Raw genomic sequence first — 18,149 nt, 5'->3', positions numbered from 1 at the left:
GATAAATCTATTGATATTCAATTTTGGCATTAAACATTGGATTTTAAGTATTTGTATGTTAATAATATCTACAATAATAACTCCTAGAATTAAGTTATCAAAATAGAAATCATTATTAAAATCAACATTTCATAATAATAAAGAGACTGCCATTAATATTAAGACAGTCTCTTTATTATTTATTATCTATAAGTTTAGATAACTGGTGTATCAGATAGGTAATCATTACTTACATAACCATATCCACCATTATATTTTATTTTTACCCATCCAGTAGCAAACATTTCTACAGTTTCTACCTTACTTCCATATGGAAGTTGTCCTATTTTTTCATCTTCCGTACTTGGTCCTTTTCTAACATTTAGACCATCTTTTTCTTTTACATATTTTATCTTAACATTTTCACTATTATTATTAGGTTTATTATTTGTTAGATAAGACCCACTGACATATCCAATATCGTCATTGTATTTTATCTTAACCCATCCCGTTTTTAGTACTTCTAAAACTTCTACTTCATCACCATTATTTAGATAACCTACTACAGAAGCTTCTATTGTAGCATCACTTCTTACATTTACTTTATCTGTATTAGCTACATACATTACTTTCTTACCAGTACTACTCTCTTGTAAATCTTTTAGCTCTGTAAATGCATTTTCATTTCCACCACTACCAACTTGAGTTATAACAGCTGCCTTTTTATTTGTAAATATACTCTTTTGAGTTGCACTCAATTTATCTCCTACTATAAGTACTGGAGAATTTTCTTTTGATGCTAATACACCTACTGCTAGAGCATCTATAAGTTGATTTTGTTTTTTCATTCCATCTTTAGCTACAAATACATTATCTAAATTATTTGATGTATAAAATTTTTCTATTACTTTTCCATTTGTTTCATTTCTATCTGCTCCACCTATTCTTTCTGAATTTGGCAGATTTTGTTTTATTTTATCTGACACAGCATTAGTAGAGCCTATTATGTATGACTTACTTATATTTTTAGAGGCTATAAAATCCTTAAAACTAGACACTCCAGATGCATCAGAAACTGGAAGTATAACCATACCATTAGTAGCAGCTACAGAAGCTATACTAACTGCATCTGCAAGACCTGTATATCCATTTATCACAGCTATTTCTGATATCTCTTTTAAACCTTCTATCTTTTTAGCTATGTTCAAAGCTGTCTGATGTCTGTCACTACCACCAATTCTATCAACTGTTAGGTTATTAGATTCTAGTTGTTTTTGTACATTGTCTGATACCGAGCCAGATAGTCCAATTATATAAACTTTTTTAACACCTAATCTTTCTAATTCTTTCTTAGTTTGCAAATTTAAATTATTTTTTTCTGTAAGTAGTATTGGAGCGTTCTTTAATTTAGCAAATGGTGTAACAGATAATGCGTCTACAATAGATTCACTATTAACTATTACAGCCTCATTTGCACTACTCCAACCTTCTTTACTTACTTCAATAGCTGTCTGATATCTATCCTTTCCTATTAAAGTATTTTCTGTTGCCGTTCTTCCCATTTCATTTGCATATGATATTGATGATAAACTTAAAACTAGAGATAAACACAATACTGATGATATTGATTTTGTTAATTTCATATTAACTCCCCCTAAAATTATTGTATCTACAATTTTTATTTACTCTAAATATTATATCACAATAATTTAACCTATATCATCTATTCTAAAGCATCAATAAAATACAACTTTATTCTTCTCCAAAAGTTTGAAACTTATCTAGGCTTCCATATCTATTCATTAGAATATCCCATTCATGCTCATCATAAAACTCACAATTTCCACTGCTATAGTATTTTGCTACTTCAACAACAAATCTTCCTGCACTTTCTAAATCAGAATAATTACTTGCTCCAGTTGCACATCCAGCAACTGTTGTCTCAGTTGTTATAGCAACTCCTACTACAGGTGCTTTTGTAGCTACAGCTGGCTGAAGAATACTATTTATATGATATAAACCATTTCCATATGGAGTTATATCTTGTATTGACACAGGAAATACATAAGGAAGTCTTCCTGTAGTAGTCTGCATTATATCTAATAAATCATTACTTGTTTTTAGAATATATCCTTCTTTTATTGTAGGAGATATAGCAAATCCTCTTGTATTTATAACTCTATTACCTTTAGTTGTATCTATTGATAATATAGCATCACAACTTAAATCAACTTCGTTTTCATTCATAGTTCTCATGTCAATTGGAGAATCCATAAATGGAACTGGTTTATGTTCTTTAGTAGGTGCATCTGGACATATGTGAGTTGAAACTATTACATCTCCATCAATAAAATCTCCCTTATTCTGCATGTCCAATAATTTTGCTCCTACTGCTATTGCTACTAAAGCTCCATCAGCATCAGAAACCATACCTATCATTTCTGGTCTCGCTCCAATACCTCCTAGTCTTCCTAAGACACCTAATGTCTTAGCTGTTCCTCCTGATGATTTTCCATTTTTACCTTGTATTGTAAACTTTACTAAATCAGTAGACCCTTTTTCCGTACTTAAAGTTTTTACTAATATATTCTTCCCACCATAGCTTTCCAAATATTTTTTTACACATTCTCCATCTACTTCTGCGCTATCAATAATATCATAAACTTCCAAAATTTGTTTTAACATCATATTTGCTCACCATCCAATTTTATTTCTTTTATTTATAATTTTTGTGTAAATATTTTTCCTTTTATTTTTATAAATATTACAGCATTTTTTTCTTTTATTTATATCTTTATAAACTTTTTCCTATTGTTTCACTTATTTTATTTGAGCTCTTATAAACTTTTTCTTATAATCTTTCATATCTTATTTATTTTTATAAACTTCTTCCTAAGTATTTGTTTTATTTATAATTTTATAGGTATTGTATTGCTCTTTAAATTTAATTAATTTTAATTCTTCAATCAATTAAATTACTACACATCCTAATTAACTCCAATTATTTTTTTATTTAATATATCTTCTATATCTTTTAATAATTCTTCTTGTGTCATTGTTATTGAAAGTTTTAAATTTTCTTTAGAAGTTTTTATTAAAACTATCTCTTGCCCTTCTCTGATTTCTGCTGATGTAACAGGCATACTTGTGTTTTTATCAAAAGTCATAATTAAATCTGGAAACGTTGCTATTCTATTATTGTCTTTATCTATTGTCATATATTCATTCCAAAAAGTTACCTCATAACCATTTACAATCAATTTACCTACATCAAATCCACCTGTAGTTTCTAACTCTAAAGTTTCTATTGTTCCTTCTGAAACTACCTCTCCATTCAAAAATTCGACAACGTTGTTTATTGCTTTATCTTTTGATATTTCTAAACCTAAGTAGAACTCTTTACCCAAATCTATTGCATGACTTATGCCTCCTATAGCAGCATTTTCTTTTACAACAGAAGCTTTTACAGGATTTCTAGCTACAGCAACTAGTCCTTCTGCTGCTACAGCACACTGTCTAACAAGTCCTGCTGTCTTATTTAAAGAACCCTCTACAAATCCCTCTATATGATTATCAAGTTCTGGATTTCCACCAGACACAGCTTGATAAGACTTATATGTTTTATCTCTATGTAATCCAAGGCTTCCCATCAGGCCTGTTGGATGGGCTCTACCATTACAAGGTGCATCTATTAGTGGTATTTTAAACACAGAAGACTGAAGCCATCCATTTATTGTTGCACACCCTCCATTTTCATTAGTAATAATACCTTGTATATCTAATCCTAGTTTATCAATAAATATTTTGACTGTGTTTATATAATCATCATTATCAGCATACTTAAGTGGTGCTGCTGGAGCTCCTACTGCAGATACATTTAAAACAATTGCGTCATCATGTAATTCATCTATACTTATTAGCTCTGGAAACCCATATTGTAAGGCATATTCCCCCATATCTCTTCCACTTTCCTTTGCACCGCCACCTCCTCCACCTAAAATTGTACCTCCTATTAAAGCATATTCTAATATTTCCTTAGTTAACTTCATATTAAATATCTCCTTTATTAGTTAGATTATGTAAATATATTAGTAACTATTTAAATAACTTTATGATATATTATAGTTTATTATACAAGCTTTGTATTATAATGTATAATATATAATTAATTATCAAATTTATATAATTCAAGTTATATTAAAAGAGGTGTATTTTATATTATGGATTTATTGCATCTTAAGTATTTTCAAACTGTCGCTAGAATGGAACACATAACAAAAGCATCACAAAAACTAAACATAGCACAACCAGCTTTAAGTAAAACCATATCTTCTTTAGAAAAAGAACTTGGAGTTCAGTTATTCGATAGAAAAGGAAGATATATTGTACTAAATGAGTACGGTAGATTATTTCTAAAAAGGGTGGATAGTATTTTAGATTTAGTAGAAATGTCAAAGAAAGAATTACAAGATATTTCCTTAGAAAACTCTGGTGAAGTAAAAATATTAGCTACAGCAGCTGCTAATGTATTACCACCACTTTTGAGTAACTTTAGAAAACTATATCCTAATATTACCTTTAATGTTTCACATACTCTACCATCTTCTTATAAGAAAAGTGATTTTGATTTGTATATATCTTCTTCATTTACAAAATTAAACTCAGAAAATAATATAACATTAACCTGTGAGGAAATATTATTAGGAGTTTCAATAAACCACTCTCTATCCTTAAAGGATGGGGTTTATCTAAATGAAGTTTCAGACGAAAACTTTATCGTTATAACTAAAGGTGAAAATTATAGAGAAATAATAGATATATTATGTGAATCAGCTAATTTCAAGCCAAAAATAGCCTTTGAATCCGATTCTCCATATACAATCTATGCTCTTATAAAATCACTTCAAGGAGTTGGATTTATATGTGGAAAATCATGGGGCTTATCTCGAGACCCTGAAATCAAACTATTACATATAAAAGATATTGAATTTAAAAGATATTTAAATCTTTCATGGTTTAGTGAGAATTATGCATCTAAAGCAGTCTTATTATTTAAAGACTTTCTTATAAACTATTTCAAAAATCTTTAAACCAAAGCTGGTATTATTAAAGAGGATATATCAAACAGAGTTAATAACTTTATCTTTAACGTTTGACATATCCTCCTATTTTTATTTTTTATCGAAATTGTACCTTAACATATAATGTAAAATTATATATTGTAACTATTTTTTCTGTCCTTTAAGTAGGGAATATCATTCCTATATTTTTCTATTTCATCTAGGTCAATCTCTTCTAATATATATTTTTCTCTATATGTATCTAATTGATTTATTATAGTTCCTCTAGGATTACATATTTTACTCTTTCCAAACAGTATCAAATTAGGGTCATTACTTACTAAGTTCACTCCTACTGTATAGACAGTATTTTCTAAAGCTCTTTGAGATACGTTTAAATCCCACATATCTTCATCTTGTATTCTCCATGCAGAAGGTATAAATATTATTTCAGAGCCTTTTAATGTCAATTCTCTAGCAACTTCTGGGAATCCTGCATCATAGCATATCATCACACCAAATTTACCAAAGTCTGCATCATATACATTTACTTTTTCCCCTGCTTTAAAGTATACTGCTTCCAATGACCATAGGTGATTTTTACAGTATTCCCCCATCAGATTACCCTGTCTATCGAATATAACAGCTGAGTTGAAAACATGTGTAGAGTCCTTTTCTAAAGTTCCATATGGAGATATTAGGTATACATTATTTCTTTTAGCTGCTTCTGACATTGATTCTTCTATGTATTTGTTATGTTCTCTTATTAGGTCTAATGTTTTAATTCCGCCTAAATATTCTAAGTTATATCCTGTAGCAAATAATTCTGGCAGACAAATAATATCTGCACCTTGATTTCCTAAATCATCTATCATATCTACTGCTTTTTCTATATTTTTTTTAACATCTCCAAGTACACTATGTTGTTGAATTATACCTATTTTCACTTTGCGACTCATACAAATTCCCCCTTTATTTATCTTTACTTCCAAAACATTTCATTAGTATATAATAAAGAATCATACTCACTACGATTCCATTTATTGGTGGTATTAAAAAACTTATTTTTGAAGTATAATATGATGCTGCAAAACCAATCAACCAACTTATTACTGCAATCCAATTTATTCCTTCTCTGTGTTTATAAGTTCTTCCTTGTATAAAATAATATTCACACCACATAATTCCTGCTATAGCTGGAACTGCTATTCCTAAGAAAGATAAGAATGATTGGAATTTGAATATTATACCAGTAGCTGCTATTGTTGTACCTATTAGACCTGCAACCAAAGTTAATACATTTCTCTTTACATTTGGAAAAATAGTTTTTAGTGCCAATCCACCAGAATAGGCATTTGATACATTGGTTGACCAAGATGCAAGTATTAAAATAACAAATGCTATCCATCCAAACCCTAAATTAGCCAATACTTCTGTTATATCCCAAGTAGGAGCACCCATAGACATTACACCTGCTGCAACTTGTTGGAACAATGAAATAATACCTAATCCTAAAAAACCAATTATCCAAATATCTTTTACTCCTCTTGTATATCTTAATTGGTCAGGTGATATAATCGCACCGACTATGATAAGACCAACAACCATATTTAATCCTTCAACCATGCTCATTGTTGTCTGAGGAGTGTAATTGTAAATGGCTTCAATTCCATAAGTAGAAAAAGCTTTAAAAACTCCCCAAGCCATTAATATTATAAGTGGTGGTATAACTAAGTAATTAAACTTAGCCATTGCCTTAAAACCATACAAAGCAAAAACTACCATTAATAATCCAAGTATAACTGTGACTAGTGTTAAGTTTACACTTGGAAATATTTTTTGTACTGATAATCCAGCAACTCCTGCTTGTACACCAAACCAACCAAAGCTAGTTATTCCAAGTAATAGAGATATAAGATATTTTCCACCTATCTCTCCAAATGCCCCCTTAGCTAATACATATGTATTTAACCCTTCTTTGCAACCAATATAACCTTGTATCATAATAATTGCGACTAATATTAAGTTCCCTATAATTGATGTAATAATCATATTGGAAAGAGTCATTCCTAAAATTAAGGTTCCTCCAACCATTAATTCTGATATGGCTATATTAGAGCCAAGCATATTAAATAATGGAGCTAACCATCCAACTCTTTCCTCTTTTGGAACTGGATTTAAAACTAATTCTTCTCTCTCTTGCAAGATTATCCCTCCCTTTCTTTGTAAAAGAATCTTTTCTACTTTTTTCTACATTTTTTTCATGCTTGATAGTTTTTTTTCTTTCTATAATTATAATTCTACTCTACAAAAAAGTATAATATATAGTTTATTATCAATTTGATATAATTTAAGTTATAGATAGATAAATGGTCTAAAATTATTATTTAAATTTAGACTATTCACACATATTTTAAATTTATTTCAGTTTTATTAGAATTATACTTTTTTTATTAAAATTTTATAACATATAATTTATTCTCAAATATTTTTTATAAACGCTTATAAATACTTCTAATTTAACCTATTCTAACTTATTTTTAGTGAATTTATTACAACTTTACTAATCAAATTTAGTCTAAATTTTCTGATTATTACTATAAAAATAGTTTTTCAAACAAAATTTACTTAAAAACGAATTCACGATAAAATTTTTAAATATAGTATTTTTGTTATAGTGAATATAAATATAAAGAAGGATGTGTAAGATTATGGTTAAAAGACCAAAGATAAAGATAACTTTAATAGATAAAAAAGAAAAAGGTGCTTGCCACTATGGGCATAAAATTAGTAATTCTTTTGGATTTATTTTTTATTAAAAAAGGGAGTCGCCTATTTTTTAGTGCGACATCCCCTTTATAGGTTTCAATTGTAGAAAAGATTATCAAAAATCATATTCATAATTTTATTTATACTACCCCAACTGCAGCTAATATTATACAAATAACCATAACTGAAATTAATATCGTAGTTGTCTTGACTTTTTTTCCTAATAACCAATACATAATTCCAAATATCATAGCTGGAAGCATACATGGCATTATTTGGTCTAAGTAAGTTTGAATAGGCTCTGCCCATTCCCCACTACCTACATTAACACTAAGTTTTAGTATTACATTAGAGGCAGTCATACCTCCAATTACCATAAGCCCTAGCATTGATGCTGCTTCCATAACTTTTGAGACTATATTTGAGCCACTTACATCTTTAAAAAATTGAGTTCCATACTTAAATCCTTTATCTAGACATATATAACGAATAATAAAGTGAGGAACATTTATTATTAGAAGAAATAAAATTGGACCCATTATATTCCCCTGAGAAGCTAAAGCTATACCAACTCCAGCTGCTATAAGCTTTAATGTTCCCCAGAAAAATGAATCTCCTATTCCAGAAACTGGTCCCATTAAACTTGACTTAACAGCATTTATACTCTTTGCATCAAATTCTTCATTCTTTGCATTTTCTTCTTCCATAGCTCCAGATATACCAACTAAAAGAGTACTTATATGAGGTGTAACTGACATAAATTCAAGATGTCTTTTTAAAGCTTGAGCTTTTTTTTCTTTATCATCTTTATATAATCTACGGATTATTGGTGCCATCATATATGCATATGCTATATTTTGCATACGTTCGTAGTTCCAAGATGAATCTAATGTTAGAGATCTTCTAAAACATTTCCAAAAGTCTTTTCTTGTTATTTTGCTATCTGGCGAAATTGTTTCTAATTTCTTAGAATTCGTTGTCATCCACTACTACCTCCTTTTCTCCTACAAAGTTAACATATATTAGAGCTACTGCTAATCCAAATAATGCAACTCCTGTTACTGTTATTTTTAAATAAGCAACCATTATAAATCCTAATAATAAGAATGCTATCGTTTTCTTATTAAGCATCATTCTAGCTAACATGGCAAAACCTATTGCTGGTATCACGCCTGCTGCAACATCCATACCATGAATTACATATGATGGTATAAATGAAAGTATCTTTTCTATTACTGGAACACCTAATGAGAATCCTATACCTACTATTACTGCTAGTATTAATTTATTACCTATACCAAATAATAATTGTATACGTTCTACACCTTCAATGTTACCATCTTCTGCATAACAGTCAGCAAGATGAGCTCCCCATGTAAGTACTACTGTCATTAAGAAGTTGTCTATAAGTAATACTAAAGTTGCTATAGGAACTGCAAGTACAACTGCTGCGGATACATCTTGACCAGTTAATATTACAAATGCCGTAGCAATAATAGAACCAGATACAAAGTCAGGAGGATTACTTGCTCCAACTGGGAATGCACCCATAAATACTAGTTCTAATGTTGACCCTATTACTATACCTGTACGTAAATCTCCTAGTGCTAAACCAACAAGCGGTGCAACCACTATAGGTCTATTATGCATTGTAGAACCTACAAAACAATGCATATATGCAAAGAATGCAATTAGAGTTATTAGAATAACTTGTGTAAATTCCATTTTTATCCCCCTAAAAATTATATTAATTTCATTACATTTGTAGCATCATCATCAGGAACTAATTGTACGAATACATTTACACCTTCTGAATCTAATTCTTTAATCATGTTTATATCATCCTTTGATACATGAACTGCCTTAGATATATTTTCACGATTATCATCTGATTTTGTTCCACCAAGGTTTATTGATTTAATAGATTTAACTTCTTTAGATAGTCTATAAACATCTTCTACAGATTCGCAAAGTATCAAAAGATTGTATTTATCAGTAACACCTGAATTAAGTGCTTTTATAGAATCTGCTATACTTTTCATTACAAGTTTGACATTAGATGGCTTAGCCATTTTAAGCCCTGCCATTCTTAAATCATCCTTTAATAATTCATCACTTGCTATTAGTATGCAATCTGTATTTAAAAACTTTGTCCATGTAAATGCTACTTGTCCATGTATAAGTCTGTGGTCTACCCTTACTAATTTAATCATTATAATTCCTCCCTAATTCTTTTTATTTCATCCATAAATGTTTTTACGTGTTCTGCACTAACATCTCCAAAGTCTTGGTAATTATCTTTGAAGTAACTTCCTATTATTGCCATATCCCCTATTTCAAGTTGCTTTTTTGCGTTTTCTAATGTAACTCCAGCTGCAATAACTAAAGGGAAATCTCCTACATTTTTACGGAATAATTCTATTTTTTCCATTGATGTTTCTTGCCCTGTGGCATTTTCTGTAACTGCTATAGCATCACATCTTGTCATCCCTATTTTTAAATCTTCTTCAACAGTATTTTCTGATAAAACTGGTTGGTACTTAAAACGTACCCCTCCAATTAAATAAGCTTGACATTTTGAGCGGTGTAATTTGAAAAATTCTTCTAAAGTAGCCTCATCTCTAGGTTTAACATGACCTACTACAGAATCAACTTGTACATATCTTGCATTATATCTTGTTGCTAGTTCAAATCCCATAGTATCAATGTTTAAGCAGTTTACTCCATATGGTATTGATAAATTGGATTTTGATACATATTCAAGTATTCTTTCTAAATCATAGTAATTGCCGTAGTAATTTTCTAACATTATTCCATCTACACCATTTTCTTCTAAGATACTAATTTCTTTTTTAGCTCTTTCAAAAATATCATCTGAAGTATCTCCCTTTAAGTGTATCATTGCTATAATTGGCTTTTTGTTTTTAAAAACTGATAATATTCCCTTATTGTCCATAAACTAAAATACCTCTTCTTCTTCATTTATTTGTAATGTTACATTTTGTATTCCCATTCTAGATTCTTTTGCTAACTGTTCTGCATCTTCAGTTGTTAATTTATCAGAAAATCTTGTAAGAAGCTCTAATACCATATTTAAGTTCATTCCTGAAAATAACTTAACATTATGTAACTTAGTTAACCTTAACATAGCAGTACATACACTTGCTCCGTATAAATCAGATAAAATTATATATTCACATTCTTTATCTTCTACTATTGTTTTTTCTAACTCTAAAGCAAAATCTGAAGCGCTTTGTCCAGGATATAAACTGTATGAATTAACGCAATTTGCTAAATCTCCTACTATCATTTTCACTGAATCTAAAAGCCCTTTTGAAAAGTCTCCATGAGACGCTAATATTATTTTTCTCATATTTATTCCTCTCCTAAGTGTAAATTATATTTCTGCTGATACTGCATATTTATACTTATCACTTCTTATAAATTGTTCATTGTAATATAAAACATCATTATTCTCTGTATATACTAATTGTCTTACTTTTAATAATGGCATATTGCTTGCACATTTAAGGTGGTCAGAATATTCTTTGTTTGAGTGTTTTACTTCAAATATATTTTCCACACGATTAGGCAATGTACTTATATTGTTGGATATAACTTCCATTAAAGACTTATCTTCCAGCTCTTCTTTTAATAAAAACATGTAATCTATTCTAAAGTAATCAACTTCAAAAATAACAGGTACTTCATCTATTAATCGAAGTCTTTTAATACATATTATCTTCTCTTCTAGTTCAATATTTAAAGCTTCAGCCACCTGCTTATCAGCTTTTTTTATTAAAATAGAGATTATCTTAGTACTTGGTTTTGCATTAATACGATGACAAGAATTAGTGAAACTATTTCCCGCACATGTTGCTTCTATTCTCTCTGGTATAGTTACATAAGTTCCTTTTCCACGCTTTTTACATAATATATCTTCTTTTACAAGTTCATTAAGCGCATTTCTCACAGTTATACGACTTATATTAAACTCCTTACATAAGTCTACTTCAGATGGAAGTTTATCTCCTGGTTTATATATACCAGCTGCTATTTGTTTTTTTATATTGTCATATAGTTGTTGGTACAAAGGAATAAATGAATTTACCTCTAAGTCCATTTCTTTTTTATGCTTTTTTTCATCCATTTTAGTCACCTCCTCATGTAGTATTTTTATAACATTATATAACAAGTTCTTTATTACATATTATAACAACTTGAAATCGTTGTCAATTTATTTTTAAATAATTTTTAATTTGGTAATTTTTTGATTTTTTTGTCTAATATGATATTTTATTGTTTGTAGTATCAGGTAGGAATAGTTTGACTTTTACTAATCTAACAGAATTCTTTTTTAGGATTGTGTAAACAATAGTTAATGGTACTTTTAATTGACAATTATTACTATTAGATAGTATAAAAAAAAGACGTCGCCCTATTTTTTAGTGCGACAGTCTTTTATATATTATCTCTTATTCATATATTACTCTTTATCTTTTATATCAACTTTTATACTTAATTCATCCAATTGCTCATCATCTGCTACTGTAGGAGCATTTGTCATAGGACAAACAGCATTTTGATTTTTAGGGAATGCAATAACTTCTCTTATATTTTCCGCTCCTGCAAGCAACATAACAAGTCTATCAAGCCCAAAAGCTAGTCCAGCATGAGGAGGAGTTCCATATTTGAATGCTTCTAATAAGTAACCAAACTTCTCATTAGCTCTTTCTTCTGTAAAACCAAGTGCTTTAAACATTCTTGATTGAACATCTGAATTTGATATTCTAACACTTCCTCCACCTATTTCATATCCATTTAATACAATATCATAAGCTTTAGCTCTTAAAGATGATTTATCTCCATCTTCTAGTTTATCTAAATCTTCATCCATAGGTGATGTAAATGGGTGATGCATTGCTGCAAACTTACCTGTTTCTTCATCTTCTTCAAAAACCGGGAATTCAGTTACCCATAATAAGTTATATACATTCTTATCTAGTATATTAAGTCTATTTGCCACTTCAAGTCTAACTTGTCCTAAAGCATCAAATACTACTGAGTTTTTATCAGCTACAAATAAAAGTAAATCTCCTACTTCTGCATTCATTCTTGTAAGTATAGCATTCATTTCCTCTTCACTAAAGAATTTTGCTATCGGAGAAGTTACTCCATCTTGACCTACTTTCATCCAAGCAAGTCCTTTTGCTCTATATGTTTTAGCATGTTCTTCTAATGAAGATATTTGTTTTCTAGTAAAATCGTCAGCTTTTCCTTTTACATTTATACCTCTCACACTTTTTCCTGGTTGTGTAGCATCAGCAAACACCTTAAATCCACAATTACAAACAACATCAGATATATCTGTTAGCTCATAACCAAATCTAGTGTCTGGTTTGTCTGAACCATATCTAGCCATAGCTTCTGCATAAGTCATTTTAGGAAGTGGAAGTGTCAATTCTACATTTAAAACTTCTTTAAATATAACTTCAAGCAAACCTTCAATCATACTCATAACATCTTCTTGTTCAACAAAAGACATTTCACAGTCTATTTGTGTAAATTCTGGTTGTCTATCAGCTCTTAGGTCTTCATCTCTAAAACACTTAACTATTTGGAAATATCTATCCATTCCACTTACCATTAATAATTGTTTGTATAATTGTGGTGATTGTGGTAATGCATAAAATTTCCCTGGATTAACTCTACTTGGTACAAGATAATCTCTTGCTCCTTCTGGTGTTGGAGCAATTAAAAATGGTGTTTCTATTTCACAAAATCTATTATTTGATAAGTAATTTCTTGTAATATTCATTACTTTGTGTCTTAATTTTAAATTTCTTTGCATAGATGACTTTCTAAGGTCTAAGTATCTATATTTTAGTCTTAGTGCTTCTGAAACATCATCATCATCTTTTATATAAATAGGTGGAGTTTCTGATTTATTTAAAAGTCTAAGTTCAGTTGCAAATATCTCTATATCCCCAGTTGGCATGTTAGGGTTTTTAGACTGTCTTTCACATACTTTTCCTTTTACTGCTATTACAAACTCAGCACCTAATTTTTCAGCTTTTTCAAAAGCTTCTTTATCTACATCTGTGTCAAAAACTATTTGGCATAATCCACTTGTATCTCTTAAATCAACAAATACAAGTCCTCCTAAGTTTCTTTTTTTCTGTACCCATCCCATAAGTACAACTTCTTCATTTATGTTTTTTTCTCTCAACTCTCCACAGTAGTGAGTTCTCTTTAAACCCTTTAAAGTTTCCAAGATACTACCTCCATTTTATTTAATTTTAATGCTATATATTTATCTAATACACAAAACATCATACTTTCTTATTTTACAGCTTTTGCTTTAATTCTTCAACTAATGTACTTAATTTTACAGTAGTTTGCTCTGATGTTTTCATATTTTTTAATGTTGCAGTGTCATTTTTTAACTCGTCATCACCAATTACTATTGTAAATTTTGAATTTATTTTATCTGAATACTTAAATTGTGCTTTTACACTTCTTTCTATATGGTCTTTATCCGCACTTATATGATTTTGTCTCAAATCTTTCAACAATTTAAAGCTTCTTGTATTTGCTTCTTCACCTATAGTTACTATAAATATGTCTGTAGATTGAGGGTTTTCTATTTCAATTCCATTGCCTTCAAGTGTAAGTAAAAGTCTTTCAATACCTAGTCCAAATCCAATTCCACTTATACCTTTTGGACCCCCTAGTTGTTCAACAAGACCATCATATCTACCTCCACCACATACAGTACTTTGAGCACCTATATCATTAGATATAATTTCAAAAGCAGTTTTTCTATAGTAATCTAATCCTCTAACTATTGTTTTGTCAATTACAAAGTTTATATTCATTTCCTTTAAGTATTCTTGAAGTTTATCAAAGTGAGCTTTACAATCATCACACAAATGGTCTGCAATAAATGGTATATCTTTGATATTTTCTTTACATGTAGGGTTTTTACAGTCTATAACCCTCATTGGATTTTTTTCTCTTCTCTCATTACAAGTCTCACATAATATATCTGCTTTTGAATCAAGATATTCTTTTAATAAAGCATTGTACTCTTTTCTACAAACTGGACAACCCACTGAATTTATACTCACTACCAAATCATTTAATCCAACTTCATTAAAAAATTGAACAGCTAGTGCTATTATTTCAGCATCCATTGAAGGAGTATCACTTCCAAGTGCTTCTATACCAAATTGATGAAATTGTCTCTGTCTACCAGCTTGTGGTCTTTCGTATCTAAAACAAGGTGTAACATAAAATAATTTTGTTGGTTGAGTATCTGCATATAATTTATTCTCTATAAATGCTCTGACTACACCAGCTGTACCCTCTGGCTTTAGAGTAATTTCTCTATCCCCTTTATCTTTAAAAGAATACATTTCTTTTTGAACTATATCTGTAGTATCTCCAACACTTCTCTTAAAAAGTTCTGTATGTTCAAATATAGGAGTTACCATTTCCTCATACCCATATAAAGCACATATTTCTCTAAATTTATTTTCTACATAACGCCATTTATAAGCCTCTTTTGGAGTTATGTCTTTAGTTCCTCTGGGAGCTTTAGTCAACATTTTTATATACCTCTTCTTTCTTCCTTTTTATCATTTCATCTACTCTATCAATGTATTGTTCAACATTCTTTACATTTTCTACTCTTTCAATTCTATCTTCATCTACATAAACAAATTTTGATATAGCACCTGCACCCAAGGCATAGTTGCTTTGTTTTTCCTCCATAATTTGTATATTGTAAATACACTCATATCCTTCTTTAGCATAACCTATATTTTCTAAGTTACCTAGCATATGTTTTTGTCTGTACATATAATATGGATTAAGTCCCATATCTTTAGCATATTTCATTGATAAATCTATCATTTTTATCATTTCTTCATACTGAGTTAAATGTTCTTTGTACTTATCCATATTTATATTTAGGTTAGAAGCTCTTTTTATAGCTAATGTATGAACTGTAAGACTTTCAGGAGAAAGTTTTTTTATTTCCTCTAATGTATTTCTTACCATGTCTAAGTCTTCATCTATAAGTCCTAAAATTATATCCATATTTATATTGTTAAATCCCATATTTCGAGCCATAATAAAACAATCTACTAAATCAGAAACTTTATGTTCTCTTCCAATTTTAACCAAAGTCTCATCATTCATAGTTTGAGGATTTATACTAATTCTACTTACATTGTGTTTTTTTAATACACTTAATTTTTCTTTGGTAATAGTATCTGGTCTACCTGCTTCTACCGTAAACTCTTTAATTTTGCTTAAATCCAATTCTCTAAATAGAGCATTTATAAGTAAATCCAATTCTTCCTCATCCAATGTAGTAGGAGTTCCACCACCGATATATAGAGTTTCAATTTCTTTATTAGTATCCTCAATAACCTTGGCAAATCCTTTAATTTCTTCAATCAATTTATAAACATATTCTCTTTTTAAATGGCCAAATTGCTTTAATGAGTTTGAGGGAAATGAACAGTATACACATCTAGTTGGGCAGAATGGAATACTTACATAAAGAGAAATTTTATTTTTATCTATTGGATACATAAATAAGCGTTCTCTTTTAGCTATTTCAAGAGCTAAATCTATTTTCTCATCCATTATAAAATAGTTATCTTTTAAAATAGTTCTTATACTATTATCATCTAGTTTTTCATCCATCAGATTGTGGACAATTTTGACTGGTCTGATACCAGTCAAAATGCCCCATGGAACATAAGAATTAAATATTTGTTTAAGTACTATAAACATACTTTTTTTAATACTTTCTTTGCATAATTTTCTAATCTTTCTCTTACTTTCATTATCTAGTCTATCTAAAAACTCTTCAATCGTCTTATTATTACAAAATTCATTTAAAAACTCAGTATTTATATCTTTAATATTTTGCATTGATTCATACTTTAAGTTACCACCTTCATAATACTCAGTAATTGAAAGTAAAGTATCATTTTCACAAACCAATCTATTTATTAAGTATCTTGACTCCATACTATTGCTATAATCAGCAAAGTCATTAAATTTAAATTCACTAGTAAACAATTTTATAAGTTCTGCTACTTCATACTTATAATCATGTCCTTTTAAAAAAACATCCAACATCAACTTAACTCCTTCTATTAAACACTAGAAGAACCCCCTCACTGATACAGTTATTAAATATTTGATACTATTTTTAAATATTAATATAAAATTACATGTAAGGATTTGTCTTCTTTTCAACACCTAGAGTACTAGTTGGTCCATGACCAGGGTATACTCTAACAGCATCTTCATATTTACATAATTTTTTAAGTGATTTCTCCATTTGGTGGAAATCTCCACTATATAAATCAGTTCTACCAATACTTCCAGCAAACAACGTATCTCCTGTGAACATGTCATCTTCAACTCTTATACACATACACCCTTGTGTATGACCTGGAGTATGCAAGAAAGTCATTTTTAGTTCACCAAGTTCAAGCTTATCTTTATCATTTACATATATATCTGCATCAAATTCTTGTGCACCACATCTCATTGTATAACTTAAGTTTTTATTTTTATCATTTAATAATTCTTTTTCATCAATATGTGCAACTACCTTAGCACCAGTCTTCTCTTTAATATCTTTAACATACCCTATATGGTCACCATGTCCATGAGTAAGAATTATATATTCAACATTCAATCCATTTTCTTTTACAAAGCTTAATGTATCTACTAAACTTCCTCCTGGGTCTATAACTACACATTTTTTAGTTTTTTCATCACCTAATACATAAGTGTTTACTCCAAAATAACTATCTACAAATTTTTTTATAACCATTAAAGTTTTCCCCCTTAAAAAGATTTACTTGAGTCTAATAGTATTGTTACTGGTCCATCATTAGTTAATTCTACCATCATATGAGCTCCAAATTGACCTGTACCTACTGTTACACCTTTATCTTTTGCTTTTTTTACAAATTCTTCATACAAATCATTTGCAAGCTCTGGTCTAGCCGCGTTACTAAATCCAGGTCTTCTTCCTTTTCTACAGTCTCCATATAAAGTAAATTGAGATACTACTAAAAGTTCTCCACCTATGTCCATTAGAGATAAATTCATCTTATCATTTTCATCTTCAAAAATTCTTAGGTTTAATATTTTATCAATCATGTAGTCTACATCACTTGATTTATCATCATGAGTTACTCCCAACAGTACTAGCAACCCCTTATTTACTTGACCTATAATGTTTTCATCTACTGTAACTTTAGATGAAGATACTCTTTGTACTACTGCTCTCATATTTTCCTCCCT

The 18,149-nt window shown here is 29.5% G+C and carries 17 protein-coding genes; 1 reads left to right on the top strand and 16 read right to left on the bottom strand.

What is annotated here, in order from left to right:
* Positions 1-194 precede the first annotated feature (194 nt).
* From KGF45_RS11665 to KGF45_RS11655, 3 genes are all read right to left on the bottom strand, one after another.
* A complete protein-coding gene (locus KGF45_RS11665) occupies positions 195-1,622 on the bottom strand; it encodes a cell wall-binding repeat-containing protein (RefSeq protein WP_227842604.1) in 1,428 nt (475 codons plus the stop codon).
* A 109-nt stretch (positions 1,623-1,731) separates the two neighbouring features.
* The gene (locus KGF45_RS11660) at positions 1,732-2,667 is read right to left on the bottom strand and encodes a DUF1177 domain-containing protein (protein ID WP_227842603.1); all 936 of its coding nucleotides are present in this window, start codon (positions 2,665-2,667) and stop codon (positions 1,732-1,734) included.
* 299 nt (positions 2,668-2,966) lie between these two features.
* Positions 2,967-4,028, bottom strand: a complete 1,062-nt coding sequence (locus KGF45_RS11655; RefSeq protein ID WP_227842602.1) for a DUF917 family protein — start codon at positions 4,026-4,028, stop codon at positions 2,967-2,969.
* Between the two features lie 171 nt (positions 4,029-4,199).
* On the opposite strand from KGF45_RS11655, the gene KGF45_RS11650 reads away from it, so the two are divergent.
* Positions 4,200-5,069, top strand: coding sequence for a LysR family transcriptional regulator (locus tag KGF45_RS11650; protein WP_227827506.1), 870 nt, complete (start codon positions 4,200-4,202; stop codon positions 5,067-5,069).
* A 122-nt stretch (positions 5,070-5,191) separates the two neighbouring features.
* Here the strand turns inward: KGF45_RS11650 and KGF45_RS11645 are convergent, their stop codons facing one another.
* The 13 genes from KGF45_RS11645 to dtd all read right to left on the bottom strand — a co-directional run bounded on the left by KGF45_RS11645 (position 5,192) and on the right by dtd (position 18,137).
* Positions 5,192-5,998, bottom strand: coding sequence for a nitrilase-related carbon-nitrogen hydrolase (locus tag KGF45_RS11645; RefSeq protein ID WP_227827507.1), 807 nt, complete (start codon positions 5,996-5,998; stop codon positions 5,192-5,194).
* A gap of 13 nt (positions 5,999-6,011) precedes the next feature.
* Entirely contained in the window at positions 6,012-7,244 is a 1,233-nt protein-coding gene (locus tag KGF45_RS11640) for a cytosine permease (protein ID WP_227842601.1), read from the bottom strand.
* 704 nt (positions 7,245-7,948) lie between these two features.
* Positions 7,949-8,791 carry a PTS system mannose/fructose/sorbose family transporter subunit IID gene (locus KGF45_RS11635; RefSeq protein ID WP_227840130.1) on the bottom strand — a complete coding sequence of 281 codons (843 nt, stop codon included), beginning with the start codon at positions 8,789-8,791 and terminating at the stop codon, positions 7,949-7,951.
* A complete protein-coding gene (locus KGF45_RS11630; protein ID WP_227842600.1) occupies positions 8,775-9,533 on the bottom strand; it encodes a PTS sugar transporter subunit IIC in 759 nt (252 codons plus the stop codon). Before KGF45_RS11630 ends, KGF45_RS11635 begins: the two co-directional genes overlap by 17 nt.
* Before the next feature lie 17 nt (positions 9,534-9,550).
* Entirely contained in the window at positions 9,551-10,021 is a 471-nt protein-coding gene (locus KGF45_RS11625; protein WP_227434498.1) for a PTS sugar transporter subunit IIB, read from the bottom strand.
* Positions 10,021-10,764, bottom strand: coding sequence for a BtpA/SgcQ family protein (locus KGF45_RS11620; protein ID WP_227827511.1), 744 nt, complete (start codon positions 10,762-10,764; stop codon positions 10,021-10,023). Before KGF45_RS11620 ends, KGF45_RS11625 begins: the two co-directional genes overlap by 1 nt.
* Positions 10,765-10,767: 3 nt before the next feature.
* Positions 10,768-11,181, bottom strand: a complete 414-nt coding sequence (locus tag KGF45_RS11615; protein ID WP_227434496.1) for a PTS sugar transporter subunit IIA — start codon at positions 11,179-11,181, stop codon at positions 10,768-10,770.
* A gap of 24 nt (positions 11,182-11,205) precedes the next feature.
* The gene (locus tag KGF45_RS11610; protein ID WP_227827512.1) at positions 11,206-11,958 is read right to left on the bottom strand and encodes a GntR family transcriptional regulator; all 753 of its coding nucleotides are present in this window, start codon (positions 11,956-11,958) and stop codon (positions 11,206-11,208) included.
* A 336-nt stretch (positions 11,959-12,294) separates the two neighbouring features.
* Entirely contained in the window at positions 12,295-14,082 is a 1,788-nt protein-coding gene (gene aspS, locus KGF45_RS11605; RefSeq protein ID WP_227840125.1) for an aspartate--tRNA ligase, read from the bottom strand.
* A 73-nt stretch (positions 14,083-14,155) separates the two neighbouring features.
* The gene (gene hisS / locus KGF45_RS11600) at positions 14,156-15,418 is read right to left on the bottom strand and encodes a histidine--tRNA ligase (protein ID WP_227827514.1); all 1,263 of its coding nucleotides are present in this window, start codon (positions 15,416-15,418) and stop codon (positions 14,156-14,158) included.
* Positions 15,408-16,967 carry a coproporphyrinogen III oxidase gene (locus KGF45_RS11595; RefSeq protein ID WP_227842599.1) on the bottom strand — a complete coding sequence of 520 codons (1,560 nt, stop codon included), beginning with the start codon at positions 16,965-16,967 and terminating at the stop codon, positions 15,408-15,410. The genes hisS and KGF45_RS11595 overlap by 11 nt, the downstream gene beginning before the upstream one ends.
* A gap of 91 nt (positions 16,968-17,058) precedes the next feature.
* On the bottom strand, positions 17,059-17,673 hold the full coding sequence (locus KGF45_RS11590; RefSeq protein WP_227827516.1) for an MBL fold metallo-hydrolase: 615 nt from the start codon (positions 17,671-17,673) through the stop codon (positions 17,059-17,061).
* A 14-nt stretch (positions 17,674-17,687) separates the two neighbouring features.
* Entirely contained in the window at positions 17,688-18,137 is a 450-nt protein-coding gene (gene dtd / locus KGF45_RS11585; RefSeq protein ID WP_227827517.1) for a D-aminoacyl-tRNA deacylase, read from the bottom strand.
* Positions 18,138-18,149: the final 12 nt, after the last annotated feature.

It is taken from the genome of Clostridioides sp. ZZV14-6154 (genome assembly GCF_020657785.1).
Lineage (GTDB): Bacteria > Bacillota > Clostridia > Peptostreptococcales > Peptostreptococcaceae > Clostridioides.
Note: the sequence above shows the minus strand (reverse complement) of the source record. Positions and strands in the feature narration are given on the sequence as shown.

Coding starts and splice junctions, on each gene's coding strand:
- KGF45_RS11620 (WP_227827511.1), bottom strand. CDS start 10,764: ATGGACAATAAGGGAATATTATCAGTTTTTAAAAACAAAAAGCCAATT.
- KGF45_RS11625 (WP_227434498.1), bottom strand. CDS start 10,021: ATGATTAAATTAGTAAGGGTAGACCACAGACTTATACATGGACAAGTA.
- KGF45_RS11650 (WP_227827506.1), top strand. CDS start 4,200: ATGGATTTATTGCATCTTAAGTATTTTCAAACTGTCGCTAGAATGGAA.
- KGF45_RS11590 (WP_227827516.1), bottom strand. CDS start 17,673: ATGGTTATAAAAAAATTTGTAGATAGTTATTTTGGAGTAAACACTTAT.
- KGF45_RS11615 (WP_227434496.1), bottom strand. CDS start 11,181: ATGAGAAAAATAATATTAGCGTCTCATGGAGACTTTTCAAAAGGGCTT.
- KGF45_RS11595 (WP_227842599.1), bottom strand. CDS start 16,967: ATGTTGGATGTTTTTTTAAAAGGACATGATTATAAGTATGAAGTAGCA.
- KGF45_RS11665 (WP_227842604.1), bottom strand. CDS start 1,622: ATGAAATTAACAAAATCAATATCATCAGTATTGTGTTTATCTCTAGTT.
- KGF45_RS11655 (WP_227842602.1), bottom strand. CDS start 4,028: ATGAAGTTAACTAAGGAAATATTAGAATATGCTTTAATAGGAGGTACA.
- hisS (WP_227827514.1), bottom strand. CDS start 15,418: ATGTTGACTAAAGCTCCCAGAGGAACTAAAGACATAACTCCAAAAGAG.
- KGF45_RS11610 (WP_227827512.1), bottom strand. CDS start 11,958: ATGGATGAAAAAAAGCATAAAAAAGAAATGGACTTAGAGGTAAATTCA.
- dtd (WP_227827517.1), bottom strand. CDS start 18,137: ATGAGAGCAGTAGTACAAAGAGTATCTTCATCTAAAGTTACAGTAGAT.
- KGF45_RS11635 (WP_227840130.1), bottom strand. CDS start 8,791: ATGACAACGAATTCTAAGAAATTAGAAACAATTTCGCCAGATAGCAAA.
- KGF45_RS11630 (WP_227842600.1), bottom strand. CDS start 9,533: ATGGAATTTACACAAGTTATTCTAATAACTCTAATTGCATTCTTTGCA.
- KGF45_RS11645 (WP_227827507.1), bottom strand. CDS start 5,998: ATGAGTCGCAAAGTGAAAATAGGTATAATTCAACAACATAGTGTACTT.
- KGF45_RS11660 (WP_227842603.1), bottom strand. CDS start 2,667: ATGATGTTAAAACAAATTTTGGAAGTTTATGATATTATTGATAGCGCA.